The 22,196-nt window shown below is 36.7% G+C and carries 18 protein-coding genes and 1 tRNA gene; 5 read left to right on the top strand and 14 right to left on the bottom strand.

What is annotated here, in order from left to right:
- Positions 1-237 precede the first annotated feature (237 nt).
- Positions 238-891 carry an HAD family hydrolase gene (locus B176_RS0105050; protein WP_017257695.1) on the bottom strand — a complete coding sequence of 218 codons (654 nt, stop codon included), beginning with the start codon at positions 889-891 and terminating at the stop codon, positions 238-240.
- Positions 892-992: 101 nt separating this feature from the next.
- Between B176_RS0105050 and B176_RS0105040 the strand changes: the two genes are divergently transcribed.
- Positions 993-1,079 (top strand) — tRNA-Ser (locus B176_RS0105040).
- Positions 1,080-1,190: 111 nt separating this feature from the next.
- Positions 1,191-1,376, top strand: coding sequence for a tyrosine-type recombinase/integrase (locus tag B176_RS20575; RefSeq protein WP_316928460.1), 186 nt, complete (start codon positions 1,191-1,193; stop codon positions 1,374-1,376).
- 207 nt (positions 1,377-1,583) lie between these two features.
- Here the strand turns inward: B176_RS20575 and B176_RS0105035 are convergent, their stop codons facing one another.
- On the bottom strand, positions 1,584-2,225 hold the full coding sequence (locus tag B176_RS0105035; RefSeq protein ID WP_017257693.1) for an NAD(P)-dependent oxidoreductase: 642 nt from the start codon (positions 2,223-2,225) through the stop codon (positions 1,584-1,586).
- A 107-nt stretch (positions 2,226-2,332) separates the two neighbouring features.
- Between B176_RS0105035 and B176_RS0105030 the strand changes: the two genes are divergently transcribed.
- Entirely contained in the window at positions 2,333-2,695 is a 363-nt protein-coding gene (locus B176_RS0105030) for a MerR family transcriptional regulator (protein WP_017257692.1), read from the top strand.
- 410 nt (positions 2,696-3,105) lie between these two features.
- On the opposite strand, the gene B176_RS0105025 is transcribed toward B176_RS0105030, so the two are convergent.
- The gene (locus B176_RS0105025) at positions 3,106-3,735 is read right to left on the bottom strand and encodes a nitroreductase family protein (protein WP_017257691.1); all 630 of its coding nucleotides are present in this window, start codon (positions 3,733-3,735) and stop codon (positions 3,106-3,108) included.
- Positions 3,736-3,844: 109 nt separating this feature from the next.
- Between B176_RS0105025 and B176_RS0105020 the strand changes: the two genes are divergently transcribed.
- Positions 3,845-4,204, top strand: coding sequence for a winged helix-turn-helix transcriptional regulator (locus B176_RS0105020; protein ID WP_017257690.1), 360 nt, complete (start codon positions 3,845-3,847; stop codon positions 4,202-4,204).
- Between the two features lie 242 nt (positions 4,205-4,446).
- Here the strand turns inward: B176_RS0105020 and B176_RS0105015 are convergent, their stop codons facing one another.
- The 4 genes from B176_RS0105015 to B176_RS0104995 form a co-directional block, all read right to left on the bottom strand.
- Positions 4,447-5,031 carry a LutC/YkgG family protein gene (locus tag B176_RS0105015; RefSeq protein ID WP_017257689.1) on the bottom strand — a complete coding sequence of 195 codons (585 nt, stop codon included), beginning with the start codon at positions 5,029-5,031 and terminating at the stop codon, positions 4,447-4,449.
- Positions 5,024-6,400: a lactate utilization protein B gene (locus B176_RS0105010; protein WP_017257688.1), complete on the bottom strand. Its 1,377-nt coding sequence runs from the start codon at positions 6,398-6,400 to the stop codon at positions 5,024-5,026. Before B176_RS0105010 ends, B176_RS0105015 begins: the two co-directional genes overlap by 8 nt.
- Positions 6,397-7,137: a (Fe-S)-binding protein gene (locus B176_RS0105005; protein ID WP_017257687.1), complete on the bottom strand. Its 741-nt coding sequence runs from the start codon at positions 7,135-7,137 to the stop codon at positions 6,397-6,399. The genes B176_RS0105010 and B176_RS0105005 overlap by 4 nt, the downstream gene beginning before the upstream one ends.
- Before the next feature lie 561 nt (positions 7,138-7,698).
- Entirely contained in the window at positions 7,699-9,405 is a 1,707-nt protein-coding gene (locus B176_RS0104995; protein WP_017257685.1) for an RICIN domain-containing protein, read from the bottom strand.
- A gap of 285 nt (positions 9,406-9,690) precedes the next feature.
- On the opposite strand from B176_RS0104995, the gene B176_RS0104990 reads away from it, so the two are divergent.
- Entirely contained in the window at positions 9,691-10,722 is a 1,032-nt protein-coding gene (locus B176_RS0104990) for a GntR family transcriptional regulator (RefSeq protein WP_017257684.1), read from the top strand.
- Between the two features lie 185 nt (positions 10,723-10,907).
- Here the strand turns inward: B176_RS0104990 and B176_RS0104985 are convergent, their stop codons facing one another.
- The 7 genes from B176_RS0104985 to B176_RS0104955 all read right to left on the bottom strand — a co-directional run bounded on the left by B176_RS0104985 (position 10,908) and on the right by B176_RS0104955 (position 21,896).
- A complete protein-coding gene (locus B176_RS0104985; RefSeq protein ID WP_017257683.1) occupies positions 10,908-11,774 on the bottom strand; it encodes an ROK family protein in 867 nt (288 codons plus the stop codon).
- 140 nt (positions 11,775-11,914) lie between these two features.
- The gene (locus tag B176_RS0104980) at positions 11,915-12,937 is read right to left on the bottom strand and encodes a LacI family DNA-binding transcriptional regulator (RefSeq protein ID WP_017257682.1); all 1,023 of its coding nucleotides are present in this window, start codon (positions 12,935-12,937) and stop codon (positions 11,915-11,917) included.
- A 105-nt stretch (positions 12,938-13,042) separates the two neighbouring features.
- Positions 13,043-14,272 carry a sugar MFS transporter gene (locus B176_RS0104975; RefSeq protein ID WP_017257681.1) on the bottom strand — a complete coding sequence of 410 codons (1,230 nt, stop codon included), beginning with the start codon at positions 14,270-14,272 and terminating at the stop codon, positions 13,043-13,045.
- Between the two features lie 100 nt (positions 14,273-14,372).
- Positions 14,373-15,863 carry a sialate O-acetylesterase gene (locus tag B176_RS0104970; protein WP_017257680.1) on the bottom strand — a complete coding sequence of 497 codons (1,491 nt, stop codon included), beginning with the start codon at positions 15,861-15,863 and terminating at the stop codon, positions 14,373-14,375.
- Positions 15,864-16,017: 154 nt separating this feature from the next.
- Complete coding sequence (locus B176_RS0104965; RefSeq protein WP_017257679.1) at positions 16,018-18,378, bottom strand: alpha-L-rhamnosidase-related protein; 2,361 nt, start codon at positions 18,376-18,378, stop codon at positions 16,018-16,020.
- A gap of 185 nt (positions 18,379-18,563) precedes the next feature.
- Positions 18,564-19,691 carry a glycoside hydrolase family 130 protein gene (locus B176_RS0104960; protein WP_017257678.1) on the bottom strand — a complete coding sequence of 376 codons (1,128 nt, stop codon included), beginning with the start codon at positions 19,689-19,691 and terminating at the stop codon, positions 18,564-18,566.
- Positions 19,692-19,712: 21 nt separating this feature from the next.
- On the bottom strand, positions 19,713-21,896 hold the full coding sequence (locus B176_RS0104955) for a GH92 family glycosyl hydrolase (protein WP_017257677.1): 2,184 nt from the start codon (positions 21,894-21,896) through the stop codon (positions 19,713-19,715).
- Between the last annotated feature and the right edge of the window lie 300 nt (positions 21,897-22,196).

The raw sequence follows: 22,196 nt of genomic DNA, 5'->3' as shown, positions 1-22,196 counted from the left end.
GCAACCAACGAGTCTGATATGTTTGGTTTTTTTTTGTGAGTACGATGATGTTATCAATCCATGTTTCCTATTAGGGGAGAATCTTCTGCTTCCTTTATAAAAAGTATAAGCCTAAATTGAATAAACCGGGGCGACAGCGTACCCCACAGCACCGCTTTTTTGCGGCGGGCGGGGCGAGGAGTATAGCAAAGCACCGGGCTATCGGTTGTAAGTAGCACAGGTTTGCTTTTCCATATCTTAAAATAAACCCAATCCTTTATAGTTTTTCACAAATTTGATTACGTTATCAGTGATGTGGAATTCTTCTGGCGTATGTAAAGTAGTAATTGCCAAAGCTTGCATTCCTGCATTTTTAGCTGCCTCCACTCCTTTCGGTGCATCTTCAAAAACTAAACATTTATCGTAGGCTATACCTAAAATATCTGCACATTTGGTAAAAGTTTCAGGATCTGGCTTGCTTAAAACCACATCGTTTGCACTTACTACTACTGGGAAATATTTTCTGAGGTTCAAATTATCCAAAATAAAATCGATATTGAACGGAATAGCGGCAGAACCGATGGCCATCTTAACTCCAGCTTGGTGTGCTTTCTCTAAGAACTCGCCTAAACCATCTATCAATTTAATATGTGGTTTAAAAGCCTCTTGGTATCTGCGCTCTTTCTCCATTGAAAAATCATCCATCTGTTGCTGGGTAAAATGTCCTTTTCCAAAAACTCGCTCCAATAATTCTGCGTTTTTACCGTACATCTGCAAAACAGTTTCATCATAAGTGATGTCCGATTTCAAATCGTTGGTCAATATATTATGCCATGCTCTGGCGTGGAAATGCATATCGTCTATTACGGTCCCGTTTAAATCAAAAAGGTAAGCTTCAAATTTTGTATTCATCCAGCAAAAATAGCAATCCTAATATTAAGGGGATGTAATTTTATTTTGATGGTGGTTTTTAGCTGGAAAGTTCTATTTTTGCAATCCATTCAAAAAAACACGGAGAGGTGTCTGAGTGGTCGAAAGAGCCAGCCTGGAAAGCTGGTATACTGGCAACGGTATCGTGGGTTCGAATCCCACCTTCTCCGCAAGTAATTTTAAATTAAAGCCTTTAAGACGACCTTAAAGGCTTTTTTATTGAAAAAAATTATCTTAGGGATATTGAAAGGGATACTAAAAGATAATTGAGTAACTAAAGAATGAATTCTTATCTAAAAGAGATTGCGGATGTATGTGGTATTCAAAAAGACCTGACTTCTCCTATTGCTAGGCACACTTTTGCTACAACAGTTACGTTGCTTAACGATGTGCCGATAGAAACTGTTTCCAAAATATTGGGACATATCAGTATAAAAATGACGCAGCATTATGCCTCATGTCCTTGATATTAAAATAAGCAAGGACATGAGGCATTTAAGACAGAAGTTTTCATAATTTTTTTTAGAATATCCAAATTTTATTTAGGTATTCTAATTGATTATTTATTATCGAAATGATTGTCTTCGAACTAATTACTTATTCCAAAATTTCGTTCTAGCGCTCCAGTAAAGTATTTGACTTGCTGCTTGTACTTCAACGTTATTTCGAAACCCTTAATCAGTCAGTTTTCCAACGTTAATTATCTGCTTATTCCAACTATTTTCAGCAATTGCATCAAGTAAACATTTTGCACAATCTGAATAGTGCAAAGCTTTAAACGGATATACTTTAGACTTAATTCCAGCCATATATTTCCCGGTCGGAACGTTGTAATTTAATGCAACAGCTCTTACAATTACCCAGTTTAATGAACTATTTTTGATAGTGGACTCCGCTATGACCTTATCGTTGTATGATTGATAAAAATATCTTTGTAAAATCTTGACGGCTAATCTATTTAAAAATGAAAATTCATTTCCATTTGATTGAACAAAACCACTCAAAAAAATGAGACGAGCTACTCCGTTTTCTTCGCAAGCTTTAACAATATTTAACGTACCGAGAGACATTAAGTTTCCCACTTTTCTATGATTTGTAGGTCCAAAACAACTGATTACGTAATCAACATCCTTTAATGCTAAAATTAAACTATCTAAATCTGTTACATCTCCCTTTAAGATGGTCAATTTTTTCTGTAATTCTATTTTAGTAGGATTTCGCACCACTGCAGTTACTTTGAAATTTGATTCAATTGCTAATCTCACCAACTCTTTACCAGTTGAACCCGTTGCTCCAATTATTGCTATACTTTTCATTTACTTTTTTTCAATTTTTTTCTTACAAACCTAACCACTATGTTTGCAACGTACAAGTATAGAGTATAGTCTATGCTATAAATTAGTTATCAACAATATTTGATTTTATGTTAATAAAAGAGTTTTCAAAGCGAACAGGATTGTCGATCCACACATTAAGATTCTACGAAAATTACGGTCTTTTTAAAGGTTTTTCAGACGAAACGATAAAATCCAACAACTACAAGCATTATGACGAAAGTTTATTACAAAAAATCGAGATTATTAAGGGCGCAAAGGAAGCGGGGTTTACTCTTTCCGAAATTAAAAAGTTATTAGATAATTGGTTTAACAAACGAATTTCAATAAAGAGTAAAGTCGAGATAGTTAGTGATAAGATTAATCAAATTGAGGATAGAATTATTCAGCTAAAACAAGTGAAAAATATTTTAATTGAAGCTATAAACGACATTAGGAATGGACATTGCTAGTTTTTTTGTAATATTTATTTCTAACTAATGATTTAAAAAAACAAGTTCATCTCTGAATTAGCGTATAACATAAGAATTAAATGTATCTAACTTATATTAAGTCAGATCTATATTCTATTTTACAACAAATTGACATATACATTTTAAAATTAAAGAACATTTAAAGCTTTCCGTTTCATTTGCTTATATTGAAATCTTCTTCTATATTCATAATGAACTGTATCTAAAGTTTGTAGTTAACTCTTGATACAGTTTATTTTATACCCTGCCTGTACCTACTTTGTAGCATTTCATTTTTACCAACAACGTAGATGCGTAAACACTTCCTATTTCTTCATGCTAATCTCCACTGTTTAATGGTTTAATATAAAATAGCTGAAGCTTCCAATTAAATTCCAATAATTAAATGTTTAAGCAATTTTGGTTACCATTTCCTCAACGGGTATTCTCACTTTCGAGGCGTTGGCTAAATAGTCATTCGCTTCCTCTCTATATCCTAAAGAGAGTATCACGATACTATGTAGGTCTTTTCCTTTTAAATCCAATAGTTCATCAAACAATTGCGAATCAAAACCTTCCATTGGTGTAGCATCTACTTTGGCATTCGCGGATGCAATTAATGCCGTACCCAATGCAATGTAGGTTTGTCTTTCTGCCCAAAGCTTGTTCTCCTCATTGCTTCGGCTTTTAAAATACATGTCCATCGTTGTAAATAATCCGGTCAAAGATTCTACTGTAACGTCTTGTTTTTCTGCAGTTAATTTTACTAAGTTTTGTACATGCTGGGTTGTTACGCTATTGAACGCTGCAAATACCAGTAAGTGCGATGATTGTGCTATTTGTCTGTTAAAAGAATTGTTTCCCAACTTCGCTTTCAACTCAACATTTTCAATAGCAAATATACGGTACGGCTGTAGTCCACATGAAGAAGCCGATAGATTGGTAGCTTCTAAAATAAAATCTAATTTTTCTTCACTAACTTTATTGTTACTATAGCTTTTGGTAGCATATCTCCAGTTTAAATCTTGTATTAAATCCATTTTTTTTAAAAAATTTTATATTACAAAGCTATATCAACTAAGTGACAATTTGTACCTTTATGACAAAAAGTAATGGTAACATTCGAGTAACCAAAAATAAATTGAAGGCATGGAAAAGAAAACAGTAACAACAAAAGGAATCAATAATGTATGTAAGCATAATATCAGAGCAATACATGATGCGCTGGATATCATCGGTGGTAAATGGAAAATATCTATTATTTCCTGCCTAACGTTTCAGTCGATGCGTTACTCGGAATTATTGAGAGAGGTAGAAGGAATTTCCGGAAAAATGCTCAGTAGAGAATTAAAGGAGCTTGAGTTTAACCAGCTGATCATAAGAGAGGTTATAGATACACAACCCATCACTGTTCAATATCAACTTACCTCATACGGGGAAACGCTAAAACACCTTACCCTAACCATTGCCGATTGGGGATTGAATCACCGAAAGAAGATAATTGGGTAAATATAGTTCTAATATGGGCTGTATATAAGGATCCTATTCTTTAATTAAGAACAAAAACCAATTCATTGGAAACAAATGTTACTACATCATCCAAACGGGACTAAATGAAAAAATTTGAATGAAACGATGTCAAATATCAGCCTGCCGAAAAAAAGTATGATACATTGCCTCAGCTTGATTTCCATAAATGGATAATTATGAAAAACCGCTGGGTCAAAGACGTGTTATTCACGATTGCTTCTTTAAACAACAAACACCCGTAAACTCCTCGGTCCATGTGCCCCCAAAACCAAACTCTGCTCAATATCCGCAGTTTTTGATGGACCGGCGATAAACGCACCGAAGCCGTAACTTTTATCAGCAATCAGCTCATAAGCCTGGTGCATGGTGGCCACGATGTTCTCTTTCTTTATAATAAATGCCAGATGCTGTGGAATAAACGGCAACAGTCTTTCCTGATAAAGCTCATCATCCAGCCAGCATGCTCCGTTTTCGGCAACTCCAAAATGGACAGGTAAAATCATCAGTTCTACATCGGCCAAATCATGATTGTCTGTCCCTGTATATTCATCAACAATCGCATCCAGTTCTGCGGAAACTATTCTTTTCCCTTCCAAATCAAGATCTTCTTTTAAATGGGTCATGATTTCGGAGTGATTTTGAACTTGATAAACTTTTGCACCGATACGTTCAGCTATGCTGATAAAGTTTTTAAGGTTTTCTTCCACAGAATCGTTGTTTGGGTAGAACAAACTAAGGTCGGGTAAGGGCAATAAATCTGGCTGACTGTCTTTTACCGCGTTCAATATTTTCTCTCTGCTAGTCATTGTTCGTTCTGTTTTTGCTGTACCATTCCCCAAAAGATGATTTGGGCACTTCCGGCATATCCCGTTGTAAATACCAGGCGTTAAACTTATTGTTTACCATAAACGGCGCATATTTAAGCGTTGTCCGGGCTGCTTTTCCGGCAATGCGGTACAAAGTTGGAGAAGCTAAAGTTTTAGCCATTACCTGCATGGCGATTGCCTTTTTAGGATCCACAAATCCTTCTTTCACAATTACCTGTCTCCATTTGTACAATTGCTCGTGGATGTCAATCTTTACCGGGCACACATTAGTGCATGAACCACAGAGTGTAGATGCGAAAGGCAGGTCTGCATTCTTTTTCATATCCCAGTTGGGTGCGAGGATAGAACCTATAGGGCCTGCAATCACACTGTCATAACTGTGTCCGCCACTTCTACGGTAAACCGGGCAGGTATTAAAACACGCGGAACAACGGATACATTTCAAGGAATTTCTGAAATCTGGTCTTGCCAACTGGCGTGTCCTGCCGTTATCCACCAAAATAATATGCAGTTCTTTACCCGCTGCAGGTCCTGCAAAATGGCTGGAATAAGTGGTTATAGGCTGGCCGGTTGCACTTCTGGTCAATAACCTTAAGAACACTCCCAAATGCTTACGCTGAGGGATAATTTTTTCGATTCCCATACTGGCGATATGGATGTCTGCTAAATGCGCACCCATATCGGCATTTCCTTCGTTGGTACAGACTACAAATTCGCCGGTCTCGGCTACGGCGAAGTTGACACCTGTTAATGCAGCTCTCCGGGTCAAGAAGGTGTTTCTTAAACTTTGACGAGCCGCTTCGGTCAACAATTGTGGGTCTGCATTTCCTTTTGGAGTGCCTAAATGGATATGAAAAAGCTCTCCTATCTCTTCTTTCTTTTTATGGATACAGGGCAATACAATATGGCTCGGAGCTTCTCCTGCCAGCTGCACAATACGTTCTCCTAAATCAGAATCGATCACTTCGATGCCGTTTGCCTCCAAAAAAGGATTAAGATGGCATTCTTCGGTCAACATCGACTTGCTTTTTACCATTTCTGTAATCTGGTGCTTTTTTAAGAGCTCCAGTACAATTTCATTGTGTTCTTTGGCGTCGCTTGCCCAATGGATAACGGTTCCCTTGGCTAGGGCGTTCTTTTCAAAATCCTGTAGGTACTGGTTTAGGTTCGAGAGTGTATGATTTTTGATCTGTGAACCTGCTTCCCGCAGTTCTTCCCATTCGGGGATTCCGTGGGTGGCAAGATCCCGCTTATGGCGGACAAACCATAGGGTTTCATCATGCCAATCGACACGCTTTTCATCTTCGTTGAACACCTTGGCTCGCTCTGCGTGGTCTGCTACTTTCATTGTACTCCTCCGTTTAAAATCTCTGCGATATGGATAACTTTGATCACTTTCTTTTCTCGCTTGACCAAGCCTTCCATGTGCATTAGGCAGGATAAATCAACTCCGGTAATGTATTCTGCTCCGTGTAAAACATGATCGGAAACCCTATCTTTTCCCATCTTTACAGATACTGCTTCTTCTGCCACGCAGAATGTTCCGCCAAATCCACAACATTCATCAACACGGTCTAAATCTATAATTTCAATATCATCAACCATGTTCAATAAATGGACGGGTTTAGAAAAAGCTGGTGCGGTCAGCTCGCTCATCTGCGCAAGCTTTAAACCTCTTAATCCGTGACAGCTCTGGTGGATCCCTACCTTATGCGGAAAGCTTGCTTTTAAATTATCAACTTTCAACACATCTGTTAAAAAAGTAACGAGTTCGTAGGTTGTTTCTCTTATTTTTTTGGCTTCCGCTGGAAACCGCTCATCATGCAGATGATCCTTGATGTGCAAAACACAGCTACCGGATGGGGCCACGATGTAATCAAAATCTTTAAAATTATCTACAAAATTACGGTTACAACCACCTGTTAAATGCCCAAAACCCGAGTTTGCCATCGGTTGCCCACAGCAGGTCTGATTTTTAGGGTAGCTCACATCGCACCCATATTTTTCTAATAGCTGCAAAGTCGCTATGGCGGCGTTCGGATAAAACTGATCTACGTAACAGGGGATAAATAATGCGACTTTCATTTTCTTAGTTCTTTACGACCTATACAAACAGGTTTAAGGCGATATATCTGTCGGCAACAGTTTGGACTTTCCGTATTTGCTATTAGCGACTGTTTGCTGCATTGAAGTTACATAGCTTGATTGCTAAAACCAGCATCGCTAACAGCCACACAAGTATATATATCAACAAATATCTTTTTAATCTTTCCTTTAAACCAAATGTTTGAACTTGTATTGTTAAAGATAATTCGTTGAACCCAAAAATAAGCAGGAATGAACAGAGAGCTGTTATGGACTGTCATGGACAAACAGATCAAATCTTGTTACTTGATATAAATCGGTGAGGAAAATCCAAATATGATATTTTCTATGCAGGATTCCTATCGAGTTTTTATTACTAATCTCTCTCTTATAATAAGCGAAATATCTAAAATATTTTCTTTTACCTCGCTCTATAAAAAAACACTTTCAGCTGTATCAGTTTTCCAATTAAATCTTTTTGGAGGTATAAATACTGTGGATTGATATTTTAAAAAAAAAGAAACTGCCTATCGGGACAGTCTCTTTTAAACTTGATGATCATTACAAACCAATCAACGAATAAGGGACTCTAATAGCTTTTACTTGGTAAAAATTAGGGTCTTGGTTTCCATCAAAACAAGTTTGGGTGGGACAACTACCTCCATCTGCATTATAGTTTAAACTATAGGTCAATAACAATTCATTTTTACCATTGACGAAGTGTCCATGTATTGAAGGCGTATAATACTTCGCAAAATGACCTTTATAGGTATCGTTAATAGTATAAACTAACTTAGGCGTAGTAAAAGGACCAAAAGGAGTCATTGCTGTAGAAATATAAACTCCTCTTGCAGATGGGTCACAGAAAAAGCCCAAATCCATCTGCATCATCACATACTTCCCGTTAACATAAGATATTGTTGCATTCTGCTGTGCAGTAGTTCCACTACCTACAGTAATCTTACCAGCAAAAGCAGAAGTTGTATCGGGAGTAGAAGCCCAGCTATTACCCCTCCAAAAAGTCCAGGATGTGGGGCTATTAGTGGGGAACCTTGCTAAAAGTATTTTGTTTTCGTTAAAATAAGTCTGAGCCCTTCCCCAAACGTAAACTGTATCTCCTGAAGTTTTCTTAACCATGCCTGCTGAGTAATTCACTCTGTACTGTGTTGATACACCATTAGGTGTAAGACGTGTTACATTTCCCCAAGCAGTGCTACTGCTTGACTGGGCAATTTTATTGAGTACCTGTTTAGCAGGAGTAACTCCATTAGCTGACTCGTGTGTCCATAAAAAAATATTACTGCCAATTTCTACGCCTGTTGACGGCCAACTATATGTTGAATTATGACTACCCGGACTTTTTATTATCTCTAATAAACTTACTCCAGTGCCTGAGTTACTTGTAGTAGTAATATTCGGAGTTGATGCTGATGTCCAATTGGTAATCGAAGGCTGCAATAACGCCGAGTTATGGTATGAAAAAAATTGGCAAGATAGTTGGCCATTTGATTTCAGCTGACTAGAAGCGTAAGCATCCTGAGTTATCCACAATATTTTCCCATTATTAGTACCATAAGTTAGTGGGATACTTTTCCCCTCATCAAAAGCAACAGTAGTATTTGACACATTTCCTCTTCTAAAAAATCTTACAACAGTGTCATCGCGATATGCCTCAGCTTCGATAGCTCCTAAACTCCAATATTGAGTAGGGTTGTTTATTAAAACTCCTTGAGTAATCGCCGTACCGTCAGTGGTAGAACCACCTACGTTAGTCAACACTAAACCGTTAGCATTTTTTATGAAATAATAGCTTTGACCAGTCACTTTCTGGATAGTCCATATCTGACTTGGAAAACCATGACTTCCATTTAATTGCAGCTGACTACCGGCAGTACTGTTAGGAGCCTCCAAAAACATCCCTGAAGCAACATTCATGATTTTAAATCCTGTGGTAGATGTTATGGGTCCAGTTCCCTGTTGTATCAAATACCATTTTTGATTACCCGCAGAACCCGGACCACTGTCAAAACTGGTCCCTTGTTGAATATTGGGCACTTGAATAGAAAGTAAATCAGCCCCAGGATCAGCTTGCAAAAGTTTACTGCTGGAGACATTTGTAATAACAAAAGTTCCATAAGCCGAGGGTGCACTGCTTACACTCATCGCTTTTATTGAACTGCGTTCCGTGGGATCCGTCAACTGTTTCTCGCTACAGCTATACAATAATACAAGCATACCCGCTGTTAGCAACATCATTCTGTTTCTCATAATTTTATTTTTTTATAGTTTATAATCGAGCAGAGAAAATAGATTTCTCTTTGGCTAGGGCTTCAATAACAAAATTAATTAAGATAAGGGTTTAACTGTTATAGACTGTGCTGTATAATTTTTGCCAGATACTTAGAAGTAGAAATAGATTTTGAGTGCTATTTATAATAACGATCGATAAACTCCCCGAAATATTTCAATAATTCATATAGAATAAATAAAACGATTTAGCTAAATTAGAAAACTACTTTGTTAATATTTATTGTAACCAATGATCTTCAATGAATGAGAGACTCTCCCTTATTTGAATACTTGATAATTGATCAAAAATCGGCTATTCCAAAATACTTACAGTTAGCAAATTCCCTGATTATAGCCTTAGAAGCTGGAGTAATTGAGCATGATTATCTACTTCCTTCCCTTAATGAGGTGAGCTATAAAATAGATATATCAAGAGAAACTATTCAAAAAAGCTACCGATACCTAAAACAGATTGGGGTTATAGATTCTTTCCCCGGTAAAGGATATTACTTTTGCACTTCTGAACATAGATGTAAGTTCAAGATATTAGTGCTTTTTAATAAACTTAGTAATCCAAAGAAGATGATCTACGATGCGTTTATCGAGAAACTTGGAGAGGATGCGCTTATTGATTTGCACATTTACAACAATGATTTTAATTTATTCAAGAAGTTAATCCAATCACATAAAAAGGAATATACGCATTATGTAATCATCCCTCACTTTACTAGTGGTGGAGATGATGTGCACAAAATTCTAAATACACTCCCAACCGAAAAACTGATATTGATGGGAAAAAATGTCAGAGGTATTATCGGCGGGTACGGTGTAGTCTTTGAAAACTTCACCGAAGATATCTATCGAGCGCTTGTACAAGCTAGGCAACAATTAAAAAAATATGCAACTATAAAATTGATTTTCCCAGATTCTGGCTACTTCCCCATTGAAATAACAGTGGGATTTGAAAGGTTTTGTAAACATTATGGCTTCAATTATGAGATAATTGGTTGTGTTTTAAAAAACTCGGTGAGTATCGGAGATGTGTTTATAAACTTATTGGAAGAACAACTGCCCATACTTTTTGAACACATTGTTGAACTAGGATATACAGTAGGAAAAGACGTGGGAATTATCTCGTATAACGAAACTCCAATAAAAAAATACATTTTTAATGGGATAACAACAATTTCCACTGATTTTAAATTCATTGGAGAGGCTGCTGCAAATATGATTTTAGAAAACTCACACAGACATATAGAAGTCCCTTTTTATTATACTAAAAGAGATTCAATATAATCATTTAAAGAATCTATCCGAGGCTCTTAAAAATTAATTTACAGCAAAAACTTAGTTTAACTACAATTAAAAACAAGAAGAAAACTTAAAAACATTTATCTCATACATTCATTCATGCTTATGCTATTTCCAAAGATAGATTTCAACGTCAGCCTTAGCGAGTGTCAAGATTCAAAATATATTCTCTATTCTGCGACAGCACCGATTAATGCAGCCTCTTCACCTAATTCCGCTTGTTTTAATTTTACATCTATTCCGGCAGACTGCAAATACTTTTCAGTTTCACTTCCAAATAAATAATAAGCTTTTGCGATGTTCCCTCCTAGCACTACTACTTCAACAAGAGGCTCATTATTAATAAACTGAACTAGAAAAGCTCCCAAATTTTTTCCAAACTCTTCAAATACGCTTAAAGCTACTGTCTTATGGTGAAGAACTTCCTCAACTAAATCCCTGACATTTAAAATATCAATCCCTAATAGTTCAAAATATCTTTTAATAAACCATCTTGTAGATAAATATTCTTCAACAATACTCTCTTTAAATTCACAGTTCCACAGGTTAGCGTCTTCCACTAATCCATTAGAAAACCTTGCGGATCCAAGACCTGTCCCTAGCGTAAGACCCAGTGCGCAATTCACACCTTTCGCAGCGCCTGAAAGTACTTCACCTCGTAAAAAACAACTAGCATCGTTGTCAAATCGGATTTGGTTAGAGTCTAAACCCAATCTTTGGGCCAATATATCTTTAATGTTTAGTCCATATAAAGCGTCATATTTGCTTTGTTCTTTCATTAAACAAACCCCACTATCATATTGAAATGGACCGGGCATAGATATCCCAATCTTATTTACTAACTCGGGGCCGAATAACTTAAGAGATTCTTTTATAGCAGTAATCCACCTATTAACAATATCAATCTCCGCTCCTCCAGAATCAACACTTAATCTAAATTTAGTATTCTCTATTATCGTGTTCGATTCTAGATTCACCAACGCACACGTGATATGAGATCCACCGATATCTACTCCTAAAATAATTCTCGAATTCATTAAACTGTGATAGAAACCATATTGCAATATGGCTTTAAATTAATTTATACTATGTTTTGGTAATACTAATGCGGTATATTAAAACGTTTTAGCAAATATAGAAAATAACCAAGAATTACTACTGCCTACAGTTAAAAATATCACTTCACTGATGAGTTTCTTAAAATAAGGTTAGTAGATAAAACTATGGCCTGGTTTTTTTTATACTTAGCGGGGAGATTAAGTTTATTTAAAAGAATAGTAATGACCTTTTCAGCGATTTCTTCGATCGGCTGAGCGATCGCGGTTATGGAAGGAGAATGAAGTTCAAATAAACTATAATCGTCAAAGGATATAATGGCCAAATCTTCGGGTATTTTTAAATCTAAAGCCTTAATTGCTTTTAGCCCACTGACTCCTAAATAGTTAGTTGCAAACAGAATAGCGTCTAAGTTATCTTTTCTAGTTAAAAAATTCGTAATATGTTTAATTATATTCTCGCTGTCTTGAAAAAAAGATATCTCCTTGACATGGTGATTTAAACTGTGTTCGTTTAAAGCTCTCTCATATCCTTTTAAACGATCTTGCATTTGCGACTGCAGAGAGTCAAGAGTAATAAAAGCTATTTCCTTACAGCCGGAATTAATCAACCCTACTACTGCATTATAAGAGCTCTCTTCGTTATTTATCACTACATGATCTGTTGTTATTTCTGCGAAGTATCTATCGAAAAGCACCACTGGGATACCACCATTTACTAAAGATGACACCTCGTCTTCAATGCCTTCCGGTGGGCTGATAATATAACCATCCACCTGTCTATCCCTAAACACATCTAAAAGATCTTTAGTCTTTTCAGTATTATTGTCAGTGCTGCAATAAAGTATCTTGTAACCACTTTTGTAAGCTTTTTCCTCAATAAGTCGGGCAACACTTGAAAAAAAAGGATCCGAGATATCCTCTACCATTAACCCAATAATCTTAGTTTTTCCAGTTCGAAGACTTTGAGCTAAAGCGTTGGGCTTATATCCTACCTCTTCTACATGTTTCAGTACTCTCTCCACCAAATCATCACTAATTCTTTTTTCTTTCGCTCTTCCATTCAAAACGAAAGAAACCGTGGTTGGTGAAATATTTAATTGCTTGGCAAGATCTACGATAGACAGCTTCTTTTTCAAGATCATGATTTTTAAGTGAGGATTTAGAGTATAATTAATGATTGACTTTGCAGTAATTACTCTCGAAAATAAATTTAAGTAAATTAATCAAAAAAAACATTAGTTTATCTTTTAAGAATTTTTCAATTGCTGAAATTTAAATCCGAAATAAAAAATTACCATATAACACAGTATAGGTAAATAATACGACTTAGCAACATCGTAATCTGCGACTAATCCCATAATCATAGGAAAAAATGCACCTCCAACTACTCCCATTGATATGAAAGACGATGCCTGCTCTGTGTGTTTCCCTAAGTTTTTAATACCCAAACTGAAAATTGTTGGATACATTATACCAAAGAAGAAATTGATCATCAACAATGCACCAAATGAAACCCATCCAAATCCTTGTGCTACGATAACGCACATTAAAACGTTAAACAGAGCGAAAGCAGCCAGTAATTTATTGGGTGCTATAAAACGCATCAGAAAAGTACCAGCAAATCTCCCTATTAACATCATAACCATGAATAGAACTAAGAAGTTACCAGCCTTTACCTCTTCAAAACCCATTACTTCGTGACCATAATTAATAAAGAATGCCCATGTGCCGCTTTGTGCCGCCACGTTAAAAAACTGACCTACTACAGCCCATACAAAATGCTTATGCTGAAAAAGGCTTTTCTGTGGTGCATGGTCGATATTAAAAGCTTCTCCATTAACAGCGGTAGTGGCATGAGGATTAATAAGCGAGGGCACTTTTATAAAAGAAAAAGAGATCGCTATGATAGTGATACCTATCCCTATAGCCAAATACAAAACCTTAACCGAGTAAAGTCCTTCACTTCCGGTACTTGCACTAAGTAGAAAATACGACCCGATGGCCGGACCAATGATTGTTCCTAATGCGTTAAAAGATTGCGCAAAGTTTATGCGTCTATCGCTAGAACGCTGATCCCCTAGAGAGGCAATAAATGGATGAGCCACAGTTTCTAAAGTAGATAAACCACAGCCCAAAATAAAAAGTGCAACTCTGAAGAAACCAAATGAGGCTGTGTTTGCGGCAGGGATAAAGAGAAAGCATCCTAATGCAAACAGAGATAATCCTAACAAAATTCCCTTTTTATATCCAAACCTTTTCATAAACAAGCCGGCTGGAATCCCCATTACGAAATAAGCACCAAATATTGAAAACTGAACCAACCCAGATTGTGACTTTGATAAGTTAAGTACTTCTTGAAAATGCTTATTAAGCACATCACCCATGGTGATAGCTATACCCCACAGCATGAAAACTGAGGTTACAAATACCAATACAACTAGAAATTTCTTCTCTGTGAATGCTATTTTTGAATTCATTATATTTAATTAAAGATAATTGGACAAATGAGAAGACATGAATGTTCTTCGATATTTTTTGCTAAATAAACAATAATAAAACGTTTTAGCAACTTATTTTTCAATAAGTTGCTTCTTGCCAATTATCCGTTCTAAAAGGAACAACTGGAAAACCTTCTCTATTCTGTAAATTGGTAACTGGATAGTTAAAAAAGGCATACCTAACCGATACAGGTTGCTTTACTTTGGTAGATTTTAATTTAACCACATTCTCTATAATCTCGGCCTGCGCCGGATAGAAAATCTGATCTGAGCCAGCTATGAAGAAAAATAACGGCGCTGCTCCATCATTTGTATTCAAGCCTGAGCCTAACGTCTCTGGTTTAAAATGGATAATAGCTTGTTTCTTTTTAAACTCTACATAATTAAACTCGGGACCTTTAAAAACTACATCTAAGTGTCCGTAAATCCTATTCAAAGCGGTTTTAGCTAAACGAATACCAACGGGTTTCTTGTTTTTTGGATGAAGGTCCTTTGCGTCACCAACATCAATTGTAGTTACCATTTCTGTATTGTTCAGCGCAGAAATTTTCGCTTGGGCTTCTCTAAAGAAAGCGTCTTTAGCTAACGCTGGATTTTCTTTTTCATGACCATACGGGGCAATCTGCACATAATAAAAAGGCAATTCTCCCTGTCCAAACCTCTCTCGCCAAGATTTAATCATCTCTTGTGTGGCCATAGTATAACTCTTTCTTTCTGCATGATTTGCCTCGCCCTGATACCAGCAAATCCCACGTATTGATAAATTAACTAAAGGATTGATCATAGCGTTATATAACAGAGAAGGACGCATTACTTTTTCAAAAGAGAAACCGCCGTCAATCTTTTCTTTTGATTTTGGACTTTGTAAATACGGCTGTAAATAAACGCTGTTTAAAAGCGTGTCGTTTTCTAAAACATCCTGTGGGATGTAAGCTTGGACTCCTGAAGCACCTATTCCAGAGAATATGAGTCCAATCGGAATATTTAAACTTTCGTATAACTCTTTACCAAATGAATACCCTACTGCACTGAATTTCTGTGCTGTTTCCGGCGAACATTCTACCCATTTGCCATCTATTGTATTGATAGGTTGAGCACTAAAATTTAAAGCAACGTTTAGCAGCCGAATATTTGGTTGATTTGCAAATGATATCTCCTCATCGGCACCTTTCATCTCCTTTACAGAGAATTGCATATTTGATTGTCCGCTACAAAGCCATAAATCACCAATCAAAAGATTATTTAGTTTAATTGTATTTTTAGCAGAACTCACGGTTACGCTGTGTTTAGTGAAGTCTCCTTTTTTTGCCTTTGGTATATTAATAATCGCCAAGAAATCACCATTAGTACTTGATGTAACACTTAACGGATGTTGCATCCAATCGGCCTGTATGTAGATTTCCGTATTTGGCGACGAACTGCCCCAAATTTTAAAAGGCTTATTCTGTTGCAGTACCATATTGCTCTGCAATACGGAGGACAACATTAAGCTGTCTTTGCTTTCGGCGAAACTCTGACTAATTAATAAAATGATTAAGCTTAAAAAAATTGTTGTTCTAATTATTTTCATTTTGTATTGATCAATTGATATTGATTTATAGCCCTAATTTTTTAAGGCTATGTATGTTGGTTGTTAACCGATTAGGTTTAAATGCCTGAATGCAGGTTAAATTTTAAAAAAAAGGTACAATCGCCTTATTTTAAAATATATCTTAAATAGAATATCATTGGAATTCAAACACATTTTTATCAGCTTTAAGCTCATAAGTTTTTCCTTTCCATACAAATGTACCAGTTGTATTTTTAGGGAAACTGATGTCTATTTTCCATTTCCCTTTATTAAACGCGTAAGCCACAGCAACTTTCCCATTTGGATGGGGCATTTCTCCGCTAACTTTGGTAATTGTTCCTAAATGTGGTTCTATCTTTATTTTTTGGAAACCAGGAGCGTCGCTATCGATACCTAAAACCACTCTAAAAAAGTCTACATTAGGACTGCTGCCCCAAGCATGGCAATCTGATCGGGAAGTGTTCACGTCAGAATATTCTGCCCAGGTGGTAAGTCCCATGGCTATATTTTCGCGATAGATATCCAGCCACGACATATAATTATCTCCCAAACCTGCCTTAACCAGTGCTTTATGTAAGTAATATTTAAAATATACAGAGCATTTGGTAATATTTCCATCATTTAGCATATTATTAGCTACGGTTTCCATAGCTGTATCACTTAGCATACCTGTGAGTATAGCAAGAGAATTAACATGTTGTGAATAGCCTGTCTGCTCTTTTGTATCAGCATATAATTTTTTTGTCGCGTTCCAGTACTTGCTTTGGATGGTGGCTTTCAACTGCTTCGCTTTATTATTATATATATCAGCATAATCTTGCAGACCAATTTTTGCTTCCATTTCTGCGGCGGACTGGTATGCCCAAAGTAACTGCAAATCGTAAATGGCGGCACTGCCATCTTGATCTTTAACTTCGCCCCATAAGTTACCTGCCCAATCAACAAATCCCCAATAAGGGAAATTTGCTAAAGAACCATCGGCTTGTTGGTACTTGCTAAAGAAGTCTAATATGGCCCGTTCTCCCACTAATTTATTCTTTATAAAATCGCTGTCATTTTTATACATCCAATAATCATGAAGCATCCCGATATACCATAAAGAAAATCCAGGAATTATCTGAGTTCCTTTTGAAGGATAATTACTCCTAGTTATCCCTTCAGCAAGTCGCGAATGATCAAAAAGATTTAAGGCATTTCTGGCCAACCGGTCATCAGTACTATTAAAATAGGAAACCATCGCCTGAATGCGGGTATCACCGATATATTGCAACAACTCATAATAAGGACAATCGGTGTAAATTTCCATTGCATTTAACCTAGCCGTATGCCAGCCGATATCCAATATTTGTTTGATTTCCTTATTATCGGTATTGAAAACTGTAGCTCTTTTAAAAGGATATCCGGTAAAAGTACCGTACAGATCTTCAATTACCAAAGGTTCGTTTTTCGTCTGTACGATCAACCTAATGTAGCGATAGGTGCGAAAATTCATAGTAGTAAAAGACTGCTCTTTGGTTCCATCTGCAATAAGGCTGTCAGTTCTCCCAATAAATTCTTTACCTTCAATCTCATCACGATTGCCTTTTTCAACTCCTTTGGTGCCTTTTTTGTATAACGACTCGGCGTATCCTAAGGAAATCCCTGCATCTTTACCACCACTAAAAGTTAAGGTTACGTAAGCATTGGTTTCATAAGTTTGATCTAACAAAAGTGTAGCTGTTGTATTTGCAGGTATGGTAAACGAAACTTTTTTAGCAGGGAATGCGATAGGAACACTTACTCCAACTGCTTTACGCAACTTCGGTATGCGTTGATAGGTCATTTCCATTTGAGGCAGAGAGGAAGGCACCAATGCCCAACCAATTCCCCATTCCATTCCTTTTAGCTTTCCGTCCTCAACCTTACTGGCTTTGGGCCAGCCAATATCATTAAAACCGGGTTTTGTCCAATCCCCTTTGATAGTTTTATTCATATCAACCATCTCTCCTTTACTGGCCGCGAAAAAATATCCGGGTATAGGTTGATGACCTTCATCTTTGATGCATTTCCAAGAATCGTTTGTGTTGAGTATTTCCTCTTCCTTGGAGTTACCTTGCAAAATAAAACCGGTACGAACAGATATTTGAGCTTCTGGACGATGCTCCGCTTCATTCCAGACGAGGGCGGCTATTGTGTTCTTTCCATTGTATAAGTATGGAGCGATATCAACAGTTTCGTAATTCCAGAAGTATGTATCGCCACGAGCTGGCCCCAATGAAACCAATTTACCATTAACGTATAATTTATATCGATTATCTGCCGATACATTGACGATAAAGGAATCTGGTTTTGTTGTTAGATCGATGGTTTTCCGAAAATAATATACCCCATATGCTATTCCGCTATCATTTTGCGCTGCGATCCATTGCGAATTCCATGGTTTTTGCAATTTTGTATAGCTTACAGATTGAGCATATCCATGGTTATTAGTTATTAAAGAAGAAAGTAAAAATAAAATAAAAAAACATCTCATCATATTTGAAAATTATTGTTAATATATTGTTGTACAGCCAATAGCCGTATTTGTTATTTCAGGTACAAAAAATCGTGTTTAAAAAAAAGAATTCCTGACATGTATATTTTATAATGGCAATTTCTAGTGTTTTTTTCAAAAATGCCCAAAGAAAGCACAAAGTAAAAGCCGTTTGTCTAAATTTCGCATTATTTAATTTTAGGGGGATCGTAAACAGCTACTCCTACTTTAGAATCGGCACAGCCATAATACAAAAACCATTTATCTGTAAAGTACACCAAACCTTCTACAAAAACCGTCCCCGACGGATATTGACCACTTTTTTCAAAAGATTCTGTTGGCACAAAGAAAGGTTTATCTAATCTATTCAATAATTTCCCTGGTTTTTTGGCATCAAATAATAATTGTCCTGCTGCATAAGTCTTAGCTGTATAATTGGGGTCTCCGTCTTTGCCTTCCAAATTTTTTCCGTTGTATAGCAATACAATCCCATTATCGGCTAGTACTGCAGGAGGGCCACATTCAGTGAGTTGGCTATCAAAATAACCTTTTCTCGGGAGAATTATTTTTTTCAAATCTCCACTTTCATCCAATTCTGGAGTCCAGTTAATCAAATCATCAGATGTAGCAAGATTGATAAACTCTTCTCCCCAATACATATAAAATTTACCGTTTATTTTAGCAATTACCTGCTTACCATTTTCAACAGTCGTAACTACTGATGCAGATTTACTTGCCAAGTCCGCAAACTTTCCGCCGTAGGCTTGATTAAATACAGGCCCATGTTTGTCCCAGTTTTCTAAATCTTTAGAAGTAGCAACAGCTAGTCGGGGCACCTTTTTATTCCATTGGGTGTACATCATAACGTAAGTGCCATCAGTTGCCATTACCACTCTGGGATCTTCACAACCACCCATCCATTCATTCTCCTTTTGACTATCATTAGCAGGATAAAGTATTGGCTGACTTCTACGATTCATGGCTAAACCATCTGCACTGGCGACTAAACCAAGTCGTGAGGTACGCTCCCCTATTCCTAAACCAGATTTATCTTCGACTCTATAAATCACGTAAATACTATCACCCTTTACCGTAGCAGCTGGATTAAAAGTATCATTAGCTTCCCAGCGGATTACTTTGCCACTTATAGGATCTAAAAAGGTGGTATTTGAATCCGGAGAAATCACTGGATAGCTGACAGGACGCACAAACGGCTGGAATGACCAGCTTTGGCCTGTTACCATTTTCTTTTGCACACAACCGTTTAATCCAATAGCTATCGCAAAAATTATAATTGTTAAAAATTGCTTATACATAAATATAAAATCCAATTCCAATTAGTTATCGTATGAGGGAGGTGTTGTTGCTTTTCCCCACGTTTTGTTTGGTTGGTCACTCAATTTAAACTCCAACGTACTGCTTTTTTTTAGATTTTGCCACTTAATCCACGTAGCGTCATAGTCTTTCCCATTAATTTTTAATGAACTGATAAAAGGCTTCTCCAAATCACCACCCTTGATATTCACTACCCCTAACGGGAGATGAAGTTTTATTTCTTTGAACGAAGGTCCGTTGATAGTAAAACCAGCCACCCCAGGAATCATCGGGTATAAACCAATATTAGCAAATACGTACCAAGCTCCCATTGCTCCCAAATCATCATTCCCAGGCAATCCATTATTTTTATTGGCATACTGCTCTTTGATAATGCGTTTAACCAAAGACTGCGTTTTATACGGATTATTTGTCCAGTTGTAAACCCATGGCACTTGAAAATCGGGCTCATTACCGGCCGCAAACCACTCTTGAGAATAGCTTGCGTTCAACTTTATAAAAAATTCATCTAACCTTCTCTCAGCAAAATCCTTCCCACCGATGGTATCAATTAAACCTTTAAGGTTATAAGGAACCATCCAAAAATAATTTTTGAAAGAGGCCTCTCTAAAATCTTCGTCATATTTTCTCCAAGTTCCGTCAGGGTTTCTGGATTGCAACCATTTTCTTTCCGGATTGTATAAGTTTTTCCAGTTTTGCGCCTGTTTCAAAAATTTATGATAGGTATCCATATCGTTAAATGCTTGCTTAGCAAATGCTGCAATCGCAAAATCTGCTGTGGTATACTCTAACATCATAGAAGCATTCATGTAGCCTTTTTGTAAATATTCTTCCAAAAAAGGTCGCGTAAGCTGACCTTGAGATTTAGTGTCCGATATCTCGGCTCCTCTCCGCATAATTTCGAGCGCTTTTTTTATGTCGAAATTTCTTGCTCCAAACGAATAGGCTACAGACACCATTGCCGAGGTTGGATCTCCTTGCATAATACCTGTCTCCGTACTTCCCATCACCCAACGGGGGAAACCTCCACCACTCTGCTCAGCAAACAAAATAACGGACTGCATCATATCAGAAGTCTCTTTTGGAGCTAACATACTGATGAGCTGAATTTGCGTACGGTATGTATCCCAGTTACTAAAAGAAGTGTAATAGTTAAATCCCTTGGCATTGTGTATTTTATCATCTCCTCCCACATAATCTCCATTTACATCGCTATATAAATTTGGATGAGTGAGCGCATGGTATAAATGCGTATAAAATTGAGCGGTGTGATTTGCTGAACCACCCTTTACTTCAATTTTATTCAGTTGTTTGTTCCATTCACTTACAGTTGCTTTCTTCACAGCTTCAAAATTCCAATTTGGGTTCTCCGCCTTTAAATTCTCTCTGGCATTTTCTAAAGACACGTAAGACACACCTATTTTATAAAGCAATGGATTTGCATTATTTTTAAAAGTAAAATAAACACCTGTTCCTTCTCCATTGGCACTTTTACTTCCTCTCAAGATGCTATCTTTCTGCCAAGTTCCGTTTTCTAAAGATGCAGCGTTAAACTGAGCCACAAAATAAATTTTATAACTCACTGCCGAACCGCAAAAAGAGCCACCGTCAGCAAAGCCTTCAAAACTTGAATTACTTGTAATTTTTACCGAAGCGTCATTTACTTTAGTAGCATTTAAACCCGTACCAATAACAATAGTTCCTTTGTTCTGGTGGACTGGAAAATTAAACTTTGCCATTCCTGAACGCTTGGTCACCACTAAGGCGCTATTGATCTCATCTTCTGTTTCAGATTCATAGAACCCTGCATAAGCATTTTTCACCTTAAAATTAGGGTGATATGCTTTCATATCATTTGGAGATTTATTGAGCGGGCCACACAAAGGCATCAATGGCAAATTGCCCATGTGCTCACACCCGGCGCCGCTCAATTGATTAATTACAAACCCCTTATTGGGTTCAAAAAAAGTCGGTGTAAATTGAACCATTCCAAAGGGGTGCATGGCTCCTGGAAAAGTGTAACCTGCTTCCAAATATGACTCGCTTGAATTAGCTCCCTTGCCTTCTGAGCCTATTAATGTATTTACTTTTTGAGCATAACTAGTAGTAGCCTCACGTTTTTGGGCGACACACAAGCTCGTAACGATAGAAAAATATATTAATATCAATATTTTTTTAAAAATCATGAATGTTTGGCTTATAACGGTATTCGTGTCGCAATATAAAACGATTTAGCAATAAAATAAAATAAACTCGCATTTTTTTAGTTCCCAGCGTTAATTATCCAAAATACACTCACACTATCGCGACTGAAAGCCATTTCTTTACAACTGTATAGTATATTTAATTTATTTTCGCACTACAATGGATTTATTTAAACAAATAAAACAACTATTAACAATTTGCTAAATCGATTTTTTTAATTACTTTTAACAATCCTTTTGTAATTTCTACATTTGGATAGAACCAATTATCTAAACAAATTA

The sequence above is a fragment of the Pedobacter arcticus A12 genome (genome assembly GCF_000302595.1).
GTDB lineage: Bacteria > Bacteroidota > Bacteroidia > Sphingobacteriales > Sphingobacteriaceae > Pseudopedobacter > Pseudopedobacter arcticus.
The sequence above is the reverse complement of the archived record's forward strand: the minus strand, read 5'-3'. Positions and strand labels throughout refer to the sequence as shown.